General features: G+C 72.8%; 13 protein-coding genes. 11 read left to right on the top strand and 2 right to left on the bottom strand.

Annotation, left to right across the window (positions count from 1 at the left end; translation table 11 throughout):
- Positions 1 to 14 precede the first annotated feature (14 nt).
- Positions 15 to 2,003, bottom strand: a complete 1,989-nt coding sequence (locus OG247_RS07800; RefSeq protein ID WP_327257374.1) for a galactose-binding domain-containing protein — start codon at positions 2,001 to 2,003, stop codon at positions 15 to 17.
- 290 nt (positions 2,004 to 2,293) lie between these two features.
- Positions 2,294 to 3,157, bottom strand: a complete 864-nt coding sequence (locus OG247_RS07795) for a helix-turn-helix domain-containing protein (protein WP_442813236.1) — start codon at positions 3,155 to 3,157, stop codon at positions 2,294 to 2,296.
- Between OG247_RS07795 and OG247_RS07790 the strand changes: the two genes are divergently transcribed.
- From OG247_RS07790 to OG247_RS07740, 11 genes are all read left to right on the top strand, one after another.
- The gene (locus OG247_RS07790) at positions 3,156 to 3,632 is read left to right on the top strand and encodes a DUF2000 domain-containing protein (protein ID WP_327251551.1); all 477 of its coding nucleotides are present in this window, start codon (positions 3,156 to 3,158) and stop codon (positions 3,630 to 3,632) included. The genes OG247_RS07795 and OG247_RS07790 overlap by 2 nt on opposite strands.
- Before the next feature lie 461 nt (positions 3,633 to 4,093).
- Positions 4,094 to 4,657: a hypothetical protein gene (locus OG247_RS07785; RefSeq protein WP_327251550.1), complete on the top strand. Its 564-nt coding sequence runs from the start codon at positions 4,094 to 4,096 to the stop codon at positions 4,655 to 4,657.
- Entirely contained in the window at positions 4,654 to 5,676 is a 1,023-nt protein-coding gene (gene pstC / locus OG247_RS07780; protein ID WP_327251549.1) for a phosphate ABC transporter permease subunit PstC, read from the top strand. The genes OG247_RS07785 and pstC overlap by 4 nt, the downstream gene beginning before the upstream one ends.
- On the top strand, positions 5,673 to 6,977 hold the full coding sequence (pstA, locus tag OG247_RS07775; RefSeq protein WP_327251548.1) for a phosphate ABC transporter permease PstA: 1,305 nt from the start codon (positions 5,673 to 5,675) through the stop codon (positions 6,975 to 6,977). The genes pstC and pstA overlap by 4 nt, the downstream gene beginning before the upstream one ends.
- A 69-nt stretch (positions 6,978 to 7,046) precedes the next feature.
- Positions 7,047 to 8,861, top strand: a complete 1,815-nt coding sequence (locus OG247_RS07770; protein WP_327251547.1) for a phosphate ABC transporter substrate-binding protein PstS — start codon at positions 7,047 to 7,049, stop codon at positions 8,859 to 8,861.
- On the top strand, positions 8,861 to 11,611 hold the full coding sequence (locus OG247_RS07765; protein WP_327251546.1) for a hypothetical protein: 2,751 nt from the start codon (positions 8,861 to 8,863) through the stop codon (positions 11,609 to 11,611). The genes OG247_RS07770 and OG247_RS07765 overlap by 1 nt, the downstream gene beginning before the upstream one ends.
- Positions 11,612 to 11,782: 171 nt before the next feature.
- On the top strand, positions 11,783 to 12,775 hold the full coding sequence (locus OG247_RS07760) for a substrate-binding domain-containing protein (RefSeq protein WP_327251545.1): 993 nt from the start codon (positions 11,783 to 11,785) through the stop codon (positions 12,773 to 12,775).
- 38 nt (positions 12,776 to 12,813) lie between these two features.
- Positions 12,814 to 14,388 carry an Ig-like domain repeat protein gene (locus OG247_RS07755; protein WP_327251544.1) on the top strand — a complete coding sequence of 525 codons (1,575 nt, stop codon included), beginning with the start codon at positions 12,814 to 12,816 and terminating at the stop codon, positions 14,386 to 14,388.
- Between the two features lie 157 nt (positions 14,389 to 14,545).
- A complete protein-coding gene (locus tag OG247_RS07750) occupies positions 14,546 to 16,540 on the top strand; it encodes a WxL protein peptidoglycan domain-containing protein (RefSeq protein ID WP_327251543.1) in 1,995 nt (664 codons plus the stop codon).
- Positions 16,541 to 16,635: 95 nt separating this feature from the next.
- Positions 16,636 to 17,535 carry a sortase gene (locus tag OG247_RS07745; RefSeq protein ID WP_327251542.1) on the top strand — a complete coding sequence of 300 codons (900 nt, stop codon included), beginning with the start codon at positions 16,636 to 16,638 and terminating at the stop codon, positions 17,533 to 17,535.
- Positions 17,536 to 17,546: 11 nt separating this feature from the next.
- Positions 17,547 to 18,365, top strand: a complete 819-nt coding sequence (locus OG247_RS07740) for a phosphate ABC transporter ATP-binding protein (protein ID WP_327251541.1) — start codon at positions 17,547 to 17,549, stop codon at positions 18,363 to 18,365.
- Positions 18,366 to 18,394 lie beyond the last annotated feature (29 nt).

Genomic DNA, 18,394 nt, shown 5'->3' with positions numbered 1-18,394 from the left:
CCCGCTCGACGCCGTCAGCTGCTGTATACGCCGACTTCGTACAGGGAGTAACCCCACTGGGTACCGCGTCCCGCTCCGTGGACGCGCACGTACCGGGCCGGGACCCCCGCGAACTGCGCCGTGTCCAGGCCACCGTCACCGCTGGCCGTGGACCAGGCCGTCTGCCAGTTCGTCCCGTCCGGGGAGAGCTCGATGCGGTACGACTTCCCGTACGCGCGCTCCCATTCGAGCGTGACCCGCTTGACCAGGGACGGGGAGCCGAGGTCGAACTGCACCCACTGGCCGTCGCTCCAGTCGCTCGCCCAGCGGCTGCCCCGGTCGCCGTCCACGGCCCTGCCGGGCGCGTAGCTGACGAACGGGTTCCACTCGGCGGAGCTCGCCGAGGCGGCCGCCCCCGAGGCGAGGTTCACTCCGGCCTTGTGCTGCTCGGAGTTGCCCCAGGTGCGCAGGTAGGACTCGGCGCCCTTGAACAGGTCGTCCACCACGCCCTGCCCGCCGACCAGCCGGATGTCCTCGATCCAGTCGGGCACCAGGCCGTAGTGCGAGGCGCCGTCGGTGTTGAGGTCCCACGTGCGCTGGCCGGTGGTCACCTTGTCGATGACGGAGCCGCCGTCGGTGCTGCGGAAGGGGTACGTGACCGGGTTCGGCGTGTTCGCCCCGCGCGGGCCGGGCCAGCCGCCGACGCCGTTCATGTCGGTGCCGTAGCCGTAGCCGACGTTGTACTTCTCGCGCAGCGCGTCGGTCCGCTTGGCCTCCGCGCTGAAGCCCTCGGAGCCGCCCATGTACGCGGCGGCGAAACCGCCGAGCTTGTAGAGCCGCTCGGTCCAGCCCAGGTCCATCCAGCTGTGCGAGGAGATCACGCCCGGGTACGACTCGGTCTCGAGGATGTCGAAGGCCTGGCCGGCCGCCTTCACGCTCATGTGGTCGAGTTCGAGCATCATCTTGCGTTTCATCATGCCGCGCACCGCGTAGTCACCGAGGTCGGTGAGCCCGCGGGTGTTGCACTGGGCGCCCGAGGCGTACGAGGGCACGCTCACGCCCGCCGGCAGCTGCTTCTCGGCGGAGGCCGCCGGGGCCAGGCCGATGGGGTTGTCGTGCTGCGGGCCCGCGCACTGCTCGGTCTTCCAGAAGGTGCCCGTGGAGAGGAACTGCCCGACGTTGATGGCCGTTCCCAGCGCGCCCTCGTCGAAGCGGACCCCGCACAGGGCGTTGTCGAACTTGTGGCACAGGAACATGCTGCGCACGCCGAGGTTGTACAGCTCGTCGAGCCCGCGGTCGATGTCCTGCTTGCCGCACTGCGCGATGTCCAGGATCTGCTTGCAGCCGAAGGGCTCGGAGGTCTCGACCCCGAGGACCACGGCCAGCTTGCCCTGCTTGATCACCTCACGGGCCTGGGCGGAGTCGGTGACGATGCGGAACCAGCCCTTGCCCGCGCCGCCGTACATCTTGTCGATGTAGGCCTGCATGTCGTAGGTCTTCTTCGCCTCCAGGCGGATGGCGGTCATCTCGTCGCAGCCGCGGTCCTTGAAGAAGTAGACCGAGCAGATCACCCCGTTGGTGACGAGGTCGTTGACGAGGACGCGCTGCCCGCCGCGCCAGGCGCGCTCGATCCAGGCGTAGTAGTTCTGCTGGTGGGTCAGCGAGTCGTGGGCGGGCCAGTCCTTGAAGGTGGGCCAGCCGTCGGGGTCGTGCTTGCCGTCGCCGCCCTTGGTGATGAAGTCGAAGATCGCGAGGCTGCCGTCGGGGTAGTGCTCGGGACAGTCCTTGAGCGCGTCGGCGATGCCGGCGTCGGAGAAGGGCTTTCCGCAGATCAGGCGGCCACCGAAGCCCTCGTTGGACATGATGTGGTCGTGCGCGTCGACGAAGCCGCGGACGTTGCCCTGGGCGTCGGTGCCCTTGAAGGGTTCACCGGTCACGTTGATCTGGGAATCGGGCGCGGGCCGTGCGGTGGGGTTCCACCAGCCGTTGTCGGCCGCCGCTCCCGGTACGGGGCCGAGCGCCATGGCGAGCAGGCCGAGGAGCAGGGACAGGATCGCGAACGGCTTGCGCCGGCTGCGGGGGTGTGGTTCCGGTCGTTGCCTTCGTGGTTCTGGGGTCACGGCCACTCTCACGTCCTCGGTCGGCGGAGGGCGCGGTCGAGGACACGGTCCACCGGAGGCGTGGCCGCCCTGGCACCTGTTTGTCATGTCCCGCGCAAGCATTGGGTCGAGAATCGCTACTGCCGGGTACAGAGTCAAGAGTCCGGGTCACATGACCTGATGGATCGTCACCCTACTCGCCCGCAGGGCCGCCGTCAGCGGGATGCGGAGAAGCGGGCGTAGCGCCCGGGGGTGGTGCCGACGACGCGCTTGAAGTGCCGGGTGAAGTGCGACTGGTCGTAAAAGCCCGCCGCGGCCGCCACCTCGGCGGCCGGGCGGCCGTCGAGGAGCAGCCGGCGGGCCAGGGAGACCCGGCGCGAGACGAGGTACTGGTGCGGGGCGATGCCGAAGGCGGCGCTGAACGCGCGCACCAGGTGGGCGGGATGGGCCTGGAGCAGACCGGCCGCCTCCTCCAGGGACAGGCCGCCGGCGGCCCGCTCGTCGAGGAGCTCGCGCAGGCTCCGGGCGAGGCCGGGGCCGGGCGGTACGGCCTGGCATTGCGGGAGTTCGAGGCGGGGGCGGAGCAGGGTGCGCAGCCGTTCGCCGATCAGGGCCAGCCGGCTCTCCGCCTCGAACTCGTCACCGGGGGCGGCCAGGACCCGGTGGAGCTGCCCGACCCGCCGGCGCAGTACGGGGTCGGCGAGGTCGGGACCGTCCACGGCGGCGCCGATGAAGCGCGCGTCCAGCAGGGTGGTGTCGAGGTAGACGACCCGCTTGCGGAACCCGTGCGGGGTCGCGGCCGAGCCGTTGTGCGCAACCTGCGGCGGGAGCAGGCTCACGGTGTCGCCCGGGGTGCCGCGCCGGTGGCGGTCCAGGTCGTAGCGGACGGCGCCGTCGTCGACGATCAGCAGGGTCCAGGCGTCGTGGACGTGCATGGGGTACGCGTGCGCGGTGAAACGGGCGTGGAAGACCTCGACTACACCCGCGACCCGCGGACGCCAGGCCGAGACCTCCTGCTGGGGCTGCACGCAAAGAACGTACAAGACCGTGCGCGGGGACGCCCGGCAGTCTCGGGGCATGAGCGACGAGAAGAAGATCGAGAAGCAGGACGGGCGGGGCGAGCAGCCCGGCGCGGACGTGCCCGTGCGGTTCGACACCAAGATCGCGGTGCTGCTGCGCGAGGACCTGGAGACCTGGCAGCGACTGAACGTCACCGCGTTCCTCGTCAGCGGGCTCGGTACGGCGCTCCCCGAGGTGATCGGCGCGCCGTACGAGGACGCCGACGGGACCCCCTACCTGCCGATGTTCCGCCAGCCCGTGCTGGTCTTCGAGGGCGGGAAGGAGACGGTGACGGCGGCTCACGCACGGGCGGTACGGCGCGGCCTGGCGACGGCGGTGTTCACCTCGGACCTGTTCGGCACGGGCCACGACCGGGCCAACCGGGCGGCCGTGGCGGCGGTGGGCAAGGAAGGCCTCGACCTGGTCGGGATCGCCGTCCACGGGGCGCGCAACGCGGTGGACAAGGTGCTCAAGGGGGCCCGTATGCACCGGTGAGTGCCCGGGACCCGAGCCGGTGGCGGGATGCTGTTTCGGCCACCTGGTGGTGGGGCGGGGCCGCTGCGGCGCGGCCGGCGGGGAGGCCCGGGGCCGGGCGCGGGGGCCACGCCCCGAGCCGTTCGGCGCCTCCCGTCGCCAGGTCCTGAGCCCCCTTCGTGGTGTTTCTGTGGAGGTCGCCCGGAGGCCGGTCGCGGCCTGATCCCCGGCGCCACGGGCGAAACGCGCCATCGGACGCGAAACACGGCTCCGCTGCCCGTTCACGTGTTCTCCGTTTCTGCTTCACCGATCCGTGTGCCCCAGAGTCCTACGCCCCGTGGATTGTCATGCCCGCGGCCATGGGTGGGTGGCCGTTTTCCGGCCACGCACGGCTTGTGGGGAAGGGGGGCGGTCCGGTGTCTCAGCCACGTTTTCTGTTCGTGTCCTGGGTGGATGTAGAAAGACGTCAGGCGCCTGCACCGATGGCGGGGGGACCGCACGTGGTGTGCGGGAGCGGCGGCCACGGCGGCCAGGAAGGCGGGCCCGACGCCGTCACCTGGCGCCTGGTCGGCTCCAACAATCACGAACTCGGCCGCAGCCCTTCCGTGTTCCGCGCCCTCGGCGCCTGTGGCGCGGCCGTGGAACGGCTCCGGGAGCGGATCGGCGAGGCCGTCCCGATCGTGGCGATGTCCTCGGCCTTGGCTTCGGCCGCGAGTACGGGGACGAGTGCAAGTACGAGTGCAAGTACGGGTACGGGTACCCGTGGGGTGGGCGGCGTGCCCCCGGGCGGCTCCGGCGCCCTGTCCGGTTCCGGCGTCGGCGCCTGGACCTGGCAGCTCGTCCTCGACGAGCACTGCGTGGCCGTGGCCGTCCGCACCTTCCGTCGCCAGCGCGAATGCCGCCACAGCCTCCAGCTCTTCCTGTCCGCCGCCGTCGAGGCACAGGTGGCCTCCGGGGTCACCCACACCCGGCGGCTGCGCGGCCTGCGGCTGCCCGGTGCCGGCGACGCCCCGGGGCTGGCCCTGCGCGGGGGAGGCCTGCGATGACCGTGACCACAGTGATCCCCCCGGCCGCCCCCGAGGACGCGCACGTCACCCCGCGCGCCCTCGCCAGGAGCGGCGATCCGGCCGACCGGATCTTCCGCGGCTCGGCCCGCACGGCCGGCGCCGCCGTCCTGCTCGTCATGACCCTGGTCGGCGTCTTCCTCGGAGGCCGCGCACTGTCGGCCCTGGAAGATGCCGGTTGGTCCTTCCTCACCACCTCCGCCTGGGAGCCCGACTCCCACAACTTCGGTGTGGCGGCGGTGCTGGCCGGCACCCTGCTGATCGGCGGCGTCGCGATCTTCTTCGCGCTGCCGCTGGCGATGGGCACCGCCCTCTACATCACCGAGTACGCGCCGCGCCGCATCAAGCAGACCCTGATCAGCCTCGTCGACCTGATGGCCGCGGTGCCCAGTGTGGTCTACGGCTTGTGGGGGCTGTTCCTCTTCCAGCCGCACGTGGTCGGGCTGTCCCGCTGGCTGACCACCTACCTGGGCTGGTTCCCGCCCTTCGCGGTCGACGGGGACGACCCGCGCGACCCGCTCAGCCCGAACACCTTCTACACCTCCTCCACCTTCATCGCGGGCATGGTCGTCGCGCTGATGGTGACGCCGATCGCCTGTTCGGTGATGCGCGAGGCCTTCGCCCAGGCGCCGCCCGGCGAGCGCGAGGGCGCCTTCGCGCTCGGCGCCACCCCCTGGGGCGTCATCCGATCCGTCGTCCTGCCCTTCGGCAGGGGCGGGATCATCGGCGGCACCATGCTCGGGCTCGGCCGCGCGCTGGGCGAGACCATCGCCGTCTACCTGATCATCTCCCCGGTCTTCGTGATCCAGCCGCACATCCTCCAGAACGGCGCCATCTCCGTGTCCGCCCTGATCGCCCTGCGCTACGGCTCGGCCAGCCCCCTCGGGATATCCGCGCTGATGGCGGCCGGCCTCACCCTCTTTCTGATGACCCTGGTGGTCAACTTCATCGCCTCCTCGGTCGTGGCCCGCAGCCGATCCGGAGCGGGGGCCGACGCATGACCGCCCTCACGCACAAGCCGCACGTCCCGAACTCCGCCGACGTCACGGACGCCCCCGCCGCCACAGTCCGCCCTCCCGTGGTGCACGACGGCGCCGGGGTCCCGCCCGAACATCGGCGCAACACCGCGACGTTGCACCTGCGCGATGTCCTGGCCATGGCGGGTGCGGCCGCCGCCGCGCTCGCCGTGACCGCCCTGCTGTTCGGCCGGCTCCTGCCCTTCAACGCGCCGCTCGGCTTCGCGGTCGTCCTCTACCTGGCCTTCATGGCCCTCTACGCCGTCCTGGTGTCCCTCGACGAATCCGCCGCCACCGTGCGGGCCCGCCTCGCGCAGGCCCTCGTGCACAGCCTCGCCGCCCTGCTGATGGCGGCCCTGGCGTTCGTCGTCGGCTACGTGCTCATGCGCGGCTGGGCCGCCCTGGCCCACCTCAACTTCTTCACCGAGGACATGGCCGCCACCGGCCCGCTGGAGCCGCTGACCCAGGGCGGGGCGCTGCACGCGATCGTCGGCACCCTGGAGCAGATCGGCATCGCCCTGACCGTGTCCGTGCCGCTGGGGCTGGCCTGCGCGGTGTTCCTCAACGAGGTCCCGGGCCGCTACGCGCGGTTCGTCCGCACCATCGTCGAAGCCATGACCGCGCTGCCCTCCATCGTGGCCGGCCTGTTCGTCTACGCGACCTGGATCCTGCTGCTCCACTTCGACAAGTCAGGCTTCGCCGCCGCCCTCGCGCTGTCCGTGATGATGCTGCCGATCGTCATCAGGGCCTCCGACGTGGTGATCCGGCTGGTGCCGGGCTCGCTGAAGGAGGCTTCCTACGCCCTGGGAGCCGGTCAGTGGCGCACCGTGTGGACGGTGGTCCTGCCCACGTCCCGGTCCGGACTGACCACCGCCGTCATCCTGGGCACCGCCCGCGGCATCGGGGAAACCTCCCCGGTGCTGCTCACCTCCGGCATCGCCAACGGGCTCAACGCCAATCCCTTCGAGGGGCCGCAACTCTCGCTACCGCTGGCGGTGTTCAGCCTGGTCCAGTCCCCGGAGAAGTCCATGATCGCCCGCGGGTTCGGCTGCGCCGCCCTGCTGATGGGGCTGGTGCTGCTGCTCTTCGTGCTCGCCCGTGTCATCGGCGGCAAGGCCCCGGGCCAGCTCGGCCGCGGGGCCCAGCACCGCCGGGTCCTCGCCTCAGCCCGTGACCTGGAGCGGATGCGGGCCCGGGCCGCCGAGCGGGACCTCGCCCTGGCCGAAGACGAGGCCGGGGGGCCGGAGCCACGGGGATCGCGGGCCGTGCCCCCGCCCCGGGCGTAGCCGCCCCGCTCCTCGCGGCCCCGCGCCGCGTCCATTCGTACGATCTGTGACCGATCAGGAGAGTTACCCATGCCCGGACGACCCCCGGCATACCCCGTGCGCGGCCCCTCGGGCGACCGCGCACCCGCCCGGCGCGGACGTCTCCTCGTCCGCGGACTCGCGCTGCTCCTGGCGGTGCTGGCCGCCGTCCTGCCCGGCGCGGTCCCGGCCGCCGCCGAGAGCTACGTACCGGTCTCCGGCGCGGGTTCCACCTGGAGCCAGAACGCCCTCGACCAGTGGCGTGCCAACGTCAAGCAGTACGGCATGACGGTCAACTACAGCGGTACGGGATCGTCGGACGGCCGCAACCAGTTCCGCAACGGCACCGTCGACTTCGCGGTCTCCGAGATCCCGTACGGGATCAAGGACTCGGGGGTCGTGGACCCGCCGCCGGCGCGGAAGTACGCCTACATGCCCATCGTCGCGGGCGGCACGGCCTTCATGTACAACCTCAAGATCGGCAACCGCCGGGTCACCAACCTCCGCCTCTCCGGCGAGAACGTGGCCAAGATCTTCACCGGCGTGATCACCACGTGGAACGACCCGGCGATCAAGGTCGACAACCCGGGCCTCGCCGCCTCCCTCCCCGCCCGCAGGATCGTCCCCGTCGTCCGCTCCGACGGCTCGGGCACGACGGCCCAGCTGACCAAATGGATGAGCACGCAGCACGGGGCCCTGTGGGACGCTTATTGCGGCAAGGCCGGCCGCTCCACGCCCTGCGGGCAGACGTCCAACTACCCGACCGTCGCCGGCCGCGGGTTCGTCGGCCAGTCCGGCTCCAACGGCGTCTCCGGCTACGTGGCCCAAGAGGGCAACATCGGCACCATCACGTACGTGGAGTACTCCTACGCGGTCTCCACGACGGGCTTCCCGGTCGTCAAGGTCCTCAACAAGTCGGGCTACTACACCGAGCCCACCGCCCAGAACGTCGCCGTGTCGCTCGGCAACGCGCAGATCGACCCCGTCGACCTCACGCAGAAGCTGGAAGGCGTCTACACGGGGGCCGACGAGCGGACCTACCCGCTCTCCAGCTACAGCTACATGATCATCCCGACGGCGCAGGAGTCGAACTTCAACCCGCAGAAGGGCAAGGCGCTCGGCGCCTTCGCCTACTACTTCCTCTGCGAGGGACAGCGCTCCGTCGACCGGCTCGGCTACTCGCCGCTCCCCATCAACCTCGTCCAGGCGGGTCTGGAACAGGTGCGCCGCATCCCCGGCGTGGCCGTGGCCAACATCGACATCAAGAACTGCCGCAACCCCACCTTCTCGCCCGACGGCAGGAACATTCTCGCGGAGACCGCCCCCAAGCCCGCCGCCTGCGACAAGCAGGGCCCCACCCAGTGCGAGACCGGCACCGGCGGCAACAAGACCCCCACGCAGAACGGTAGTTCCGGTGGCGGCGGCGCGGCGGCCTCCGGCGGTGCCACGGGCGGCGGCGGTGCGGCCGCCTCCGGCGGTGCCACGGGCGGCACGGGCGGCACGGGCGGCACGGGCTCCGGCGGGGCCACGGGCGGCGGCTCCGCGGGCGCGGCCACGGGCGGTACGGGCGGTACGGGCGGAGCCGACGGCGGGAGCGGCGCGGCAGCCGCCACCGGCGGTACGGGTGACGGCTCGGCCAGCGGCGGCGCGGACGGCGGGGGAGTGGACCCGGTGACCGGCCAGCCCCTCGCGGCGGGCGCGGCCGACCTGTTCGGGATCCCCGTCACCACCTCGACCGGCATCGGCGGGTCCCTGCAGACCGTCCTGATGGTGCTCGGCGCCCTGATCCTGCTGGCCGTCACGGTCGCCCCTCCGCTGGTCACCCGGCGCCTGACGCGGCGCGGCCGCACGGGAGGCGGGTCCTGATGCGCGCACCGTTCGGCAAGCGCCGGATCCGGCTGCTCTTCGGCTCGCTCTGCCTGGCCCTGCTTCCCGTGGTCGCCACCTCGGGGCCCGCGGGCCTGGGCCCGCAGGCCGCTTACGCGGCGGGCGGGGAGGGCTCCGAGGTCACCGTGTCGGGGGCCGGCGACTTCGCCGACCTCAAGGTGACGGTCGGCCAGACCCGCAACCTCGTCGGTCAGGTCGTCAAGATCTCCTGGACCGGCGCCGTGCCCACGGTCTCCGACACGGCTTACAGCGCCAACTACCTGCAGATCATGCAGTGTTGGGGCGACGAGCCCACCGGGCCCGGTGCGGACCAGTGCCAGTTCGGCGGTTCCTCCGCCCTCGGCGCGGGCGCCGGCAACCAGGCCGGGGCCTACACCAACACGCGCCAGCTCAACTACGGCGCCAACCTCCAGGACGCGGAACACGAGCCCCTGCCGCCCCCCACCCCGAGCGGGATCTCGTACGCCCCCTTCCGGACGGTGGGCGGGGACCCGGTCACCCCGGGCAACTGGAACGAGTTCTACGACGTCAACAGCACCAACGAGGTTCCGTACGCCCGCACCAACGCCCGCGGCGCCGGCGAGGTCTGGTTCGAGACCCAGACCGCCGTCGAGGCCCCCGGCCTCGGCTGCGGCTCCCCGGTCAACGGCTCCTCGGTCAACGGCTCCTCGGTCAACGGCTCCTCGGCCAACGGCTTCTCGGTCAACGGCTCCCGGGGCGCGGTGACCGGACGCGGCTGCTGGCTGGTGATCGTGCCCCGCGGCGAGAAGGAGGTCGACGGGAGCCCGTACACCGCGCAGTCCAGCGGTCAGCTCCAGTCCTCCCCGCTCAGCCCGGCCAACTGGAAACAGCGCATCGTCGTCCCGCTCGGCTTCGAACCCCTCGGCAGCTACTGCCCGATCGGCGCCGAGGAACGCGGCACCATCGGCAGCGAGATGGCCGCCGAGGCCGTCACCCGCTGGCAGCCCGCCCTGTGCCAGACCGGCGGCAAGGCCATCTACGGCTACGCCCAGGTCCCCGACGAGACCGCCCGCGTCAAGCTGCTCTCCGGCACGCCCGGGCTGGTCTTCCTCGGCCGGCCGGCGCCGGCCGACCTCGCGCGGAGGCCCGTCTACGCACCCGTGACCCTCTCCGGCATCACCATCGGGTTCTTCGTCGAGAGCCAGGCCGGGTTCCAGGCGCCCGACGAGGTCAAGGCCCGCAACGGGGTCCGGCTCAGCAGCCTGCGGCTCACCCCCAGGCTGGTGGCGAAGCTGCTGACCGAGTCCTACCAGGACGGCAACTCGCGCTTCGCCGAGAGCACCGCGAAGAACCCGGTGAACCTGGGCCACGACCCGGAGTTCATGCACCACAACCCCGACTACGCGGGACTGGACTTCCCGGGCAAGCTCGGTGACGCCCTGGTCCCGCAGCCGCTCGCCGACACCACGCGGCAGCTGTGGGAGTGGGTGGCCCGGGACCCGGCCGCGCGGGAGTTCCTCGACGGCGCGCCCGACAACACGGGCGCGCACGGGGACGCCTCGTACACCGGCATGGCCGTGAACCCGAACTACCGCGGCCTCGCCCTGCCGTTGGACACCTTCCCCAAGAGCGACCCGTACTGCCAGCCCTTCCCGGAGGAGCACCCCGAGTTCCCGCTCTGCATCCAGGACAAGCACCCCTACGCCACCGACATGCACGCCGCCGCGCGCGCCGCGAGCCGCGGGGACACCCTGGCCCGTACCAGCTGGGACGCCACGGCGACCCCGCCCACCTACAAGAAGGACCCGCCGCAGCTCGCCGGTTCGCGCGCCGTGCTCGCCGTCACCGATACCGCGACCGCCGACCGGTACGGCCTGGTGCGCGCCGAACTCCTCAACGCGGGCGGGAAGTTCGTCGCCCCCGAGCCGGCTTCCCTGATCGCCGCCGCGAACGCCCGAAAGGCCGGGGCCGACGGGGTCAGTTCCCCCGACCCCGCGGCCGCGGACCCGGCGGCGTACCCGCTCACCGTCCTCACCTACGCCGCCACCGTGCCCGCCGACCTCACGGAGGCGGAGGGCAAGGACTACGGCGCCATGCTGGCCTACGCGGCCGCCCAGGGGCAGACCCCGGGCGTGTCCGCGGGCAGCCTGCCGCACGGCTACGCCCCGCTGCCGGAGGCCCTGCGCGCCCAGGCCCGGGCGGCGGCGCAGCGGGTGAGCACCGAGGCGGGCAAGAAGCCGACACCGGCGCCGGAGCCCTCGGCGCCGAGCAGCCCGGCCCCGGGCGCCGCGGGCGGTACGCCGTCCGGCCCGGGCGGCGCGGCGGCCCCCTCGGACTCCGGCGCGACCGGTACGGGAACCTCCGCCTCCGGAGCCTCGGCGGCGGGCGCCGGCTCCGCCGCCGGCGGCGCGGCCGCGTCCGTCCCCGCCACGGCCTCACCCAGCGCCGCCGCGGCGGCCACGGGCACTACGGGGGCCACCGGCACCTCGGGCGCCCCGGCGGCCCGGGCGGCCGGGACCACCCCGGACTGGGTGGTCGGAGCCATCCGCAACGTCCTGCTGATCTGCCTCGTGGTCGGGGCGCTCGCGGCCTTCGCGGGGCCGGTGCTCCCGCGCTTCCTGCCCAGGGCCGTGCCGTGGCTGCGGTCGCTGCGCGGCGCGGCGGGGGGAGCGGCCGTGGCGTCCGGCGGGGCCGCGGACCTTCCGGCGGACTGGGCGACCCACAAGAAGGCGGGCCCGAGGGACTGGAGCCCGCCGGACCAGGAGTGACCGGAGCCCGCCGGACCAGGACTGACCGGAGCCCGCATCCCGTCCCGGCTCCGAACGACGAAAGGAGGTGATGCCCGGCGACAACCGTCTGACCAATCCGCGCCAACGGAACTTCATCCCACGCGCGCCGGGCACCACCCCGGGCGCAGCCTAGCTGAGGGGTCATCCCAAGTGAACAAGAAGAAAATCGCCTTCGGCGTCTCGGCCTTCGCTCTCGCGGCGACCATCGCCGGAGCCGGCCTCGCCGCCGCCGACCCGTCGGGCGCGCCGACGTACCGACAGCTCTCCGGCGTCGGCTCCGACACGACCCAGGACGTCATGAACGGCATGGCCGCGGCCATCACCGTGGGCGGCCAGAAGGTCATCGGCTCCTACGACTCCACCGGCTCCGCGAACATCACCACCAAGGACCCGGCCAACGGGAACTGCACCATGGCCCGCCCGAACGGCTCGGGCGCCGGCCGCTCCGCGCTGCTCACCTCCCTCCAGGCCGGCAACGGCTGTCTGGACTTCTCCCGTTCCTCCTCGCTGAACCTGGCGGCGGCGGCTCCGGGCCTGACCTACGTGCCCTTCGCGGTAGACGGGGTCACCTACGCCATCACCCCCGGTTCGGCGATCCCGCGCAAGCTGTCGCTGACCGACCTGAAGGCGATCTACCACTGCGACCCGAACTACGTGGGTTCGGGCCCCAACTACGCCATGACGGTCTACCTGCCGCAGGCCGGTTCGGGCACCCGCAGCTTCTGGGAGTCCCAGATGGGGATCACGGACGCCGATGTCGTCGCCGGCATCTACCCCTGCATCAAGGACAAGAAGGGCACCACCCCGGTGCAGGAGCACGACGGTCGTCTCCTCGACGACAAGTCGATCGTGCCCTTCTCCATCGCCCAGTACCAGTCGCAGTCCTCGCAGACGATCGCGGACCTGCGCGGCCGCGCCATCCTCGGCACGGTCGACGGCACGGCGCCCACCGTCCTCAACAGCGGGTTCGGCGTGAAGCGCGACGTCTACAACGTGATCCCGACCAACAAGGTGGCCACGGCCCCGTGGAGCACCGTCTTCGTCGGCCCCAACTCCGAGATCTGCAAGCAGACCTCGGTGATCAACACCTACGGCTTCGCCACCAGCCCGAACTGTGGCGACACCACCAAGCAGACCCCGTGACCCTGATCGCCGCCCGAGCTTCACATTCTGGAGACGTTGTGCTGAAGAACAGAGTTCTGCGGACCATGGCCCTGGGGGTCGCCGCCGTGACCGCCGCCTTCGCGGCGGGACTGGCCGGGGCGGGCGCCGCGTACGCCGCCCCGATCGGCACCCTGGAGATCAACCCGGCGACCGGTGCGGACACGTCCGGCATCGCGTTCACCACCTCGGCCGCCTGCCCGGCCAATGCCACCAACGTGCTGGTCACGGTGGCGGGTTCCGGCTTCCCGGCCGAGGGTCTCAACGTGGTCGGCAACTCGCCCATCGCGACCTACCCGACCGCCGGCAACGGCGGCATGGTCATCCCGCTGACCTCCACCATGCGGGACTACGCCAGCCAGGCGGGCTTCACCACCCTGCAGGGCAAGTACGACTTCACCGTGATCTGCCGGACCGCCTTCAACGGCACCAGCCTCGGCGACTACACCGGCGCGATCTGGTTCACCTCGAACACGACGTACCAGAACACCGACCCGGCGGTGAAGACCGACACCGTCACCTCGCTCGCGGTGGCCCCGGCCGGCCCCGCGCAGGCGGGCACCCCGGTCACCCTCACCGCGGGCGTCACCCCGGCCGGCGCCGGCGGCACCGTCCAGTTCAAGGACGGCGCGGCCGACCTGGGCACCCCGGTCACCGTGAACAACGGCACCGCGGCGCTCACCACGTCCAACCTGACCGCCGGTACGCACAGCCTGACGGCCGTCTTCACGCCGGCGAGCGCCTCGTACAACGGCTCGGCCTCCTCAGCCGTCTCCTACGTGGTCACGGCCGTCCCGGCCACGACGACCACGACCGCCCTGGCGGTTTCCCCGGCCGGCACCGCGCCGCAGTTCAGCCCGGTGACCCTGACCGGTACGGTCACCCCCGCGGGCGCGGCGGGCTCGGTGAAGTTCACCGACACCGTCGGCGGCTCCACCGTCACCCTGGGCACCGTCCCGGTGGCGGGCGGCACCGCGGTGCTGAACACCAGCAGCCTCCCGGTGGGCAACCACTCCTTCACCGCCGTCTTCGTCCCGGCCAACGCGGGCGCCTTCACCGGCTCCGACTCGGGCGCGATCCCGTACGTGGTGGGCGCCTTCGCCGGTGTCTCCGCCTCGGAGACGATCACCACCACCGTCAACTCGGGCGCGCTGGCCATCAGCGTCGCCAACCCGCAGGTCACCCTGCCCTCGCCGGTGCTCAACTCCGACGGGGACCTGCTGACCACCGCCGGCTCCATCAACCCGGTCACCCTCACCGACACCCGCGCCGGCAACCCGGGCTGGACCGTCAGCGGCCAGGTCACCGACTTCTCCGACGGTGCCACCCACGCCATCAACGGCCAGAACCTGGGCTGGACCCCGAAGCTCGTCGACAAGGCGCCCGCGCAGACGGTGACGGCCGGTTCCGCCGTCCCCGCCGCCAACGGCGCGGCCACCGGCGACTCGGGCACCGCGGGCCTCAAGTCCGCCCGCACGCTCGCCAACGGCACCGGCCTCGGCACCGCACACGTCACGGCCGACCTGGCGCTGAACGTCCCGACCTCCACCGTCGCCGGCACGTACTCCGCCACCCTCACGCTCACCGCCATCTGATCCAGGCATGAGCTCCGGGCCGGAGCGGCCCGCGCCTTCCCGCGGCCCGCTCCGGCCCGTCCCTGACGCCTGGAACCGTCACAGCCTTCCTGACCGCCCGCCGCCGCAGCCGCCCGCCGGCCCGCCGCAGCCCTTCTCCGGATCGGACGCCCGAGCCATGAACCCCACCGCCCCCGCCACCCGGCGCGGCCGCCGCCCCGGCCCGCCGGCCCCGGTCGCCCCGCACCCCGCCCTCCTGCTCGCGCTGCTCTCGCTGCTCGTGCTGGTTTTCGTGGCGCCGGCCCAGGCCGCCGCCTCGACCCCGGCCGCTCCCGGGGAGGACCGCAAGTCCACCTTCGGCGTGCAGCCCGCCGGGCCGAAGGGGCCCGACGCCCGGGCCCACTTCTCCTACGGGGTCACCGGCGGAGCCACGACGCGCGACCAGATCGCCATCTGGAACTACGGCGAGGAACCCCTCACCCTCGCCGTCTACGCGAGCGACGCGGTCAACACCGCCGACGGCGGCTTCGACCTGCTCCCGGCCGGCCGGGCCCCGAAGGACGCGGGCAGCTGGATCAAGCTGGAGAGGGACCAGGTGACCGTCCCGGCCAAGGGCAACGTCATCGTGCCCTTCACCGTCAGCGTCCCCCGCGAGGTCACCCCCGGGGACCACACCGGAGGCATCGTCGCCTCGCTCGCCGCCGGAGCCACGGACGCCCAGGGCAACAAGGTCAAGCTCGACCAGCGGGTCGGCGCCCGCGTCTACGTACGCGCCGCCGGGACCCTGACCCCGCGCCTGGAAGTCCAGCAGGTCACCGCCTCGTACGAAGGTTCCGCGAACCCCTTCTCGGAGGGCTCGGCGACCGTCACGTACACCCTGAGCAACACCGGCAACGTGCGGCTCGGCGCCCGGCAGGCCGTACGCGTCAACGGCCTGTTCGGCACCTCCGTGACCGCGGACGGCGTGAAGGACCTCGGCGACCTGCTGCCCGGCACCTCGCTGGCGATCACCGCCAGGGCGGACGGGGTGGCGCAGGTGCTGCGGTCCTCCGCCGTGGTCTCCGTCCAGCCGGTCGCCGCCCGCGACGGCGTGGACCCCAAGCTCCCCTCCCTGACCCGATCGGTGTCGCTGTGGACCGTCCCGTGGGCGCTGCTCGCGATGGTCCTCGTGATCACCGGGGGCGGGCTGTGGGTCTGGCGCCGCAGGCGCCTGGCCCGGGCCGCGGCCGCCGTGTCGGCCCGCCGGCGCGCCACCTCAGAGACGAACGAACGCCAGAACGCCAAGAAGGAGTCCATCGTGCAGTTCACCCGCCCCAGCCGGCGATTCGCGGCAGGCGCCGCGACCGCGGCCGCCGCCGCCCTCGTGGGTCTGGCCCTGACCGTGCCGACGGCGGCCCACGCCGCCCCGGCCGGCTCGGCGAAGATCAACCCGGCCACCGGCAACGACGGCAGCAGCGTCGACGTGACCACGTCGGCCGCCTGCCCGGAGCCCTCCACGCACATCCTGATGAAGGTGGCCGGCAAGGGCTTCCCGGCCGAGGGACTCAACGTGGTCGGCAACTCGCCCATCACCACCTACCCGGCGGCGGAGTCGGGCGGCATCGGCATCCCGCTGACGATGACCATGCGGGACTACGCGAGCCAGGCCGGCTTCACCACCCTCGAAGGCCGCTACGACCTGACGGTCGTGTGCCGCAAGGCCTTCGGCACGGAGACCTACGGGGAGTTCGCGGCCTCCATGTGGTTCACCTCCAACACCGAGTACCAGACGACGGACCCGGGGACGGGGAACCCGACGCCCACCCCCACGCCGACGCCCAGCCCGACCCCCACCGCGACGCCCACGCCGACCCCCACCCCGACCGCGACGCCGACCCCCACCCCGACGCCGACCCCCTCGGAGTCGGCGTCCCCCACCCCCACCCCGTCCGAGACGCCCTCCCCGTCCGCGTCGGCCTCCACGGGGACGACCACGAGCGGCGGCAGCGTGGGCGTCTCCACCAACGTCTCGGGCGGATCCGCGGGCGGCTCCGGAGGCCCCGGCGGAGGCCTGGCCAACACCGGCGCCAACGCCACCACGCTCGGCCTGCTGAGCGCGGGCCTCGTCGTCACCGGCGGCGCGTTCGTCTGGTGGGCCCGCCGCCGCGGACTGCTGACCTTCTCGGGCAACTGACCGCGGCCGGCGCTTCCCGCGGCCGGCGCATCGCCGCCGTATCCCCGCAGCATCCGCACCCCGCAGCATCCGCATCCGCGTTCGGAGAAGACACGATGACAGCCACCTCCACCCCGCCGGTGGACGTGCGCCCCGACCCCGCCGGAGCCCCCGGGGCCCCGGCGGGGCGTACGGGCCCACCCGGCCTGTGGGCCACCGGCGCGGCCCTGGCCATCCTGGGCGCCCTGCTCCTCGGCTTCGTCGCGGAAGTGGGCCCGCTCGGACACCTCCGCCACGAGCGGGACCGCCGGGTGGGATACGCACAGCTGCGGGAACAGCTCGCCAACGCCACCGCGCCACTGGGGCCGACCGAGCCCGGCACGCCCGTCGCCCTGCTGGAGATCCCGCAGATCGGGCTGCGCGAAGTGGTCCGCGAGGCGACCACCTCCGGGGTGCTGGCCTCCGGGCCCGGCCACCGGCGCGACACGGTCCTGCCCGGCCAGCCCGGCACCAGCATCCTGATGGGCCGCCAGGCGGGCTACGGCGGCCCCTTCGCCCACATCGCGGACCTGGCGCGCGGGGAGACCTTCCTGGTCGTCACCGGCCAGGGTGAGCACACGTACAAGGTGCTGGGCGTCCGCCGCGCGGGCGACCCGCAGCCGGCCCGGCCGACCGGAGACGCGGCCCTGCTCACGCTCATGACCGCGGACGGGACTCCGTACATGCCCGACGGCGTGGTCCACGTCGACGCCGAACTCACCACGCCCGTACAGCAGTCCGGCGGCCGCACCCCGGGGCGGCTGGCCGCGGACGAGGCCCCGCTCGGGAGCCAGACCTCCGCCTGGTTCCCACTGGTCCTGTGGGCGCAGGCGCTGCTGCTCGCCGCGGCCGCCCTGGCCTGGGCTCGGATCCGCTGGGGCCGCGCGCACACCTGGCTCGTCGGTTTTCCCGTACTGGCGGCCCTCGGTCTGGCGGTCGCCGACCAGGCCGCCCTCCTCCTGCCCAACCTCCTGTGAACGAGGCCGTGATGACGACGCAGACGATCTCCCTCCCCGCGCTCCCCGCAACGGGTGCGTCCACCCTCGACGCCCGGGACATCTCCGCCTGGTTCGGCGGGCGCAAGGTCCTCAACCGGGTCTCCCTGACCATGCCCGGTGGCCAGGTCACGGCCCTCATCGGCCCCTCGGGCTGCGGAAAATCCACCTTCCTGCGGATCCTGAACCGGATGCACGAGCTGATCCCGGGCGCCGAACTGGCCGGCGAGGTCCTGCTCGACGGAGAGGACGTCTACGCCCGGGGCCGCCGCCTCACCGACGCCCGCCGCCGGATCGGCATGGTCTTCCAGAAGCCGAACCCCTTCCCGGCGATGTCGGTCTACGACAACGTCACCGCGGGCCTCAAACTGACGGGCATCCGCGCCTCGGGGGCCGAGAAGGACGCGCTGGTGGAGGAGTGCCTGACCAAGGCCGGGCTGTGGAAGGAGGTCCAGGACCGGCTGCGCCAGCCGGGAGGCGCGCTCTCCGGCGGCCAGCAGCAGCGCCTGTGCATCGCCCGCTCCCTCGCGGTCCGGCCGCGGATCCTGCTGATGGACGAACCCTGCTCGGCCCTGGACCCCACCTCCACGCGCCGCATCGAGGAGACCGTCCGCGAGCTGGCCGACGAGGTGACCATCGTGATCGTGACGCACAACATGCAGCAGGCGGCCCGGGTTTCCGACCAGTGCGCCTTCTTCCTCGCGGAACAGGGCACGCCCGGCCAGATCGTGGAACACGGCCCCACGGCGGCCATGTTCTCCACCCCCGCCGACCCGCGCACCTCGGACTACGTCCAGGGCCGCTTCGGCTGACCCCGGCGACTCCGTCCTGCGACGGATCA

It is taken from the genome of Streptomyces sp. NBC_01244 (assembly GCF_035987325.1).
Classification (GTDB): domain Bacteria; phylum Actinomycetota; class Actinomycetes; order Streptomycetales; family Streptomycetaceae; genus Streptomyces.
This window is presented reverse-complemented; position numbering and strand designations above follow the sequence as displayed.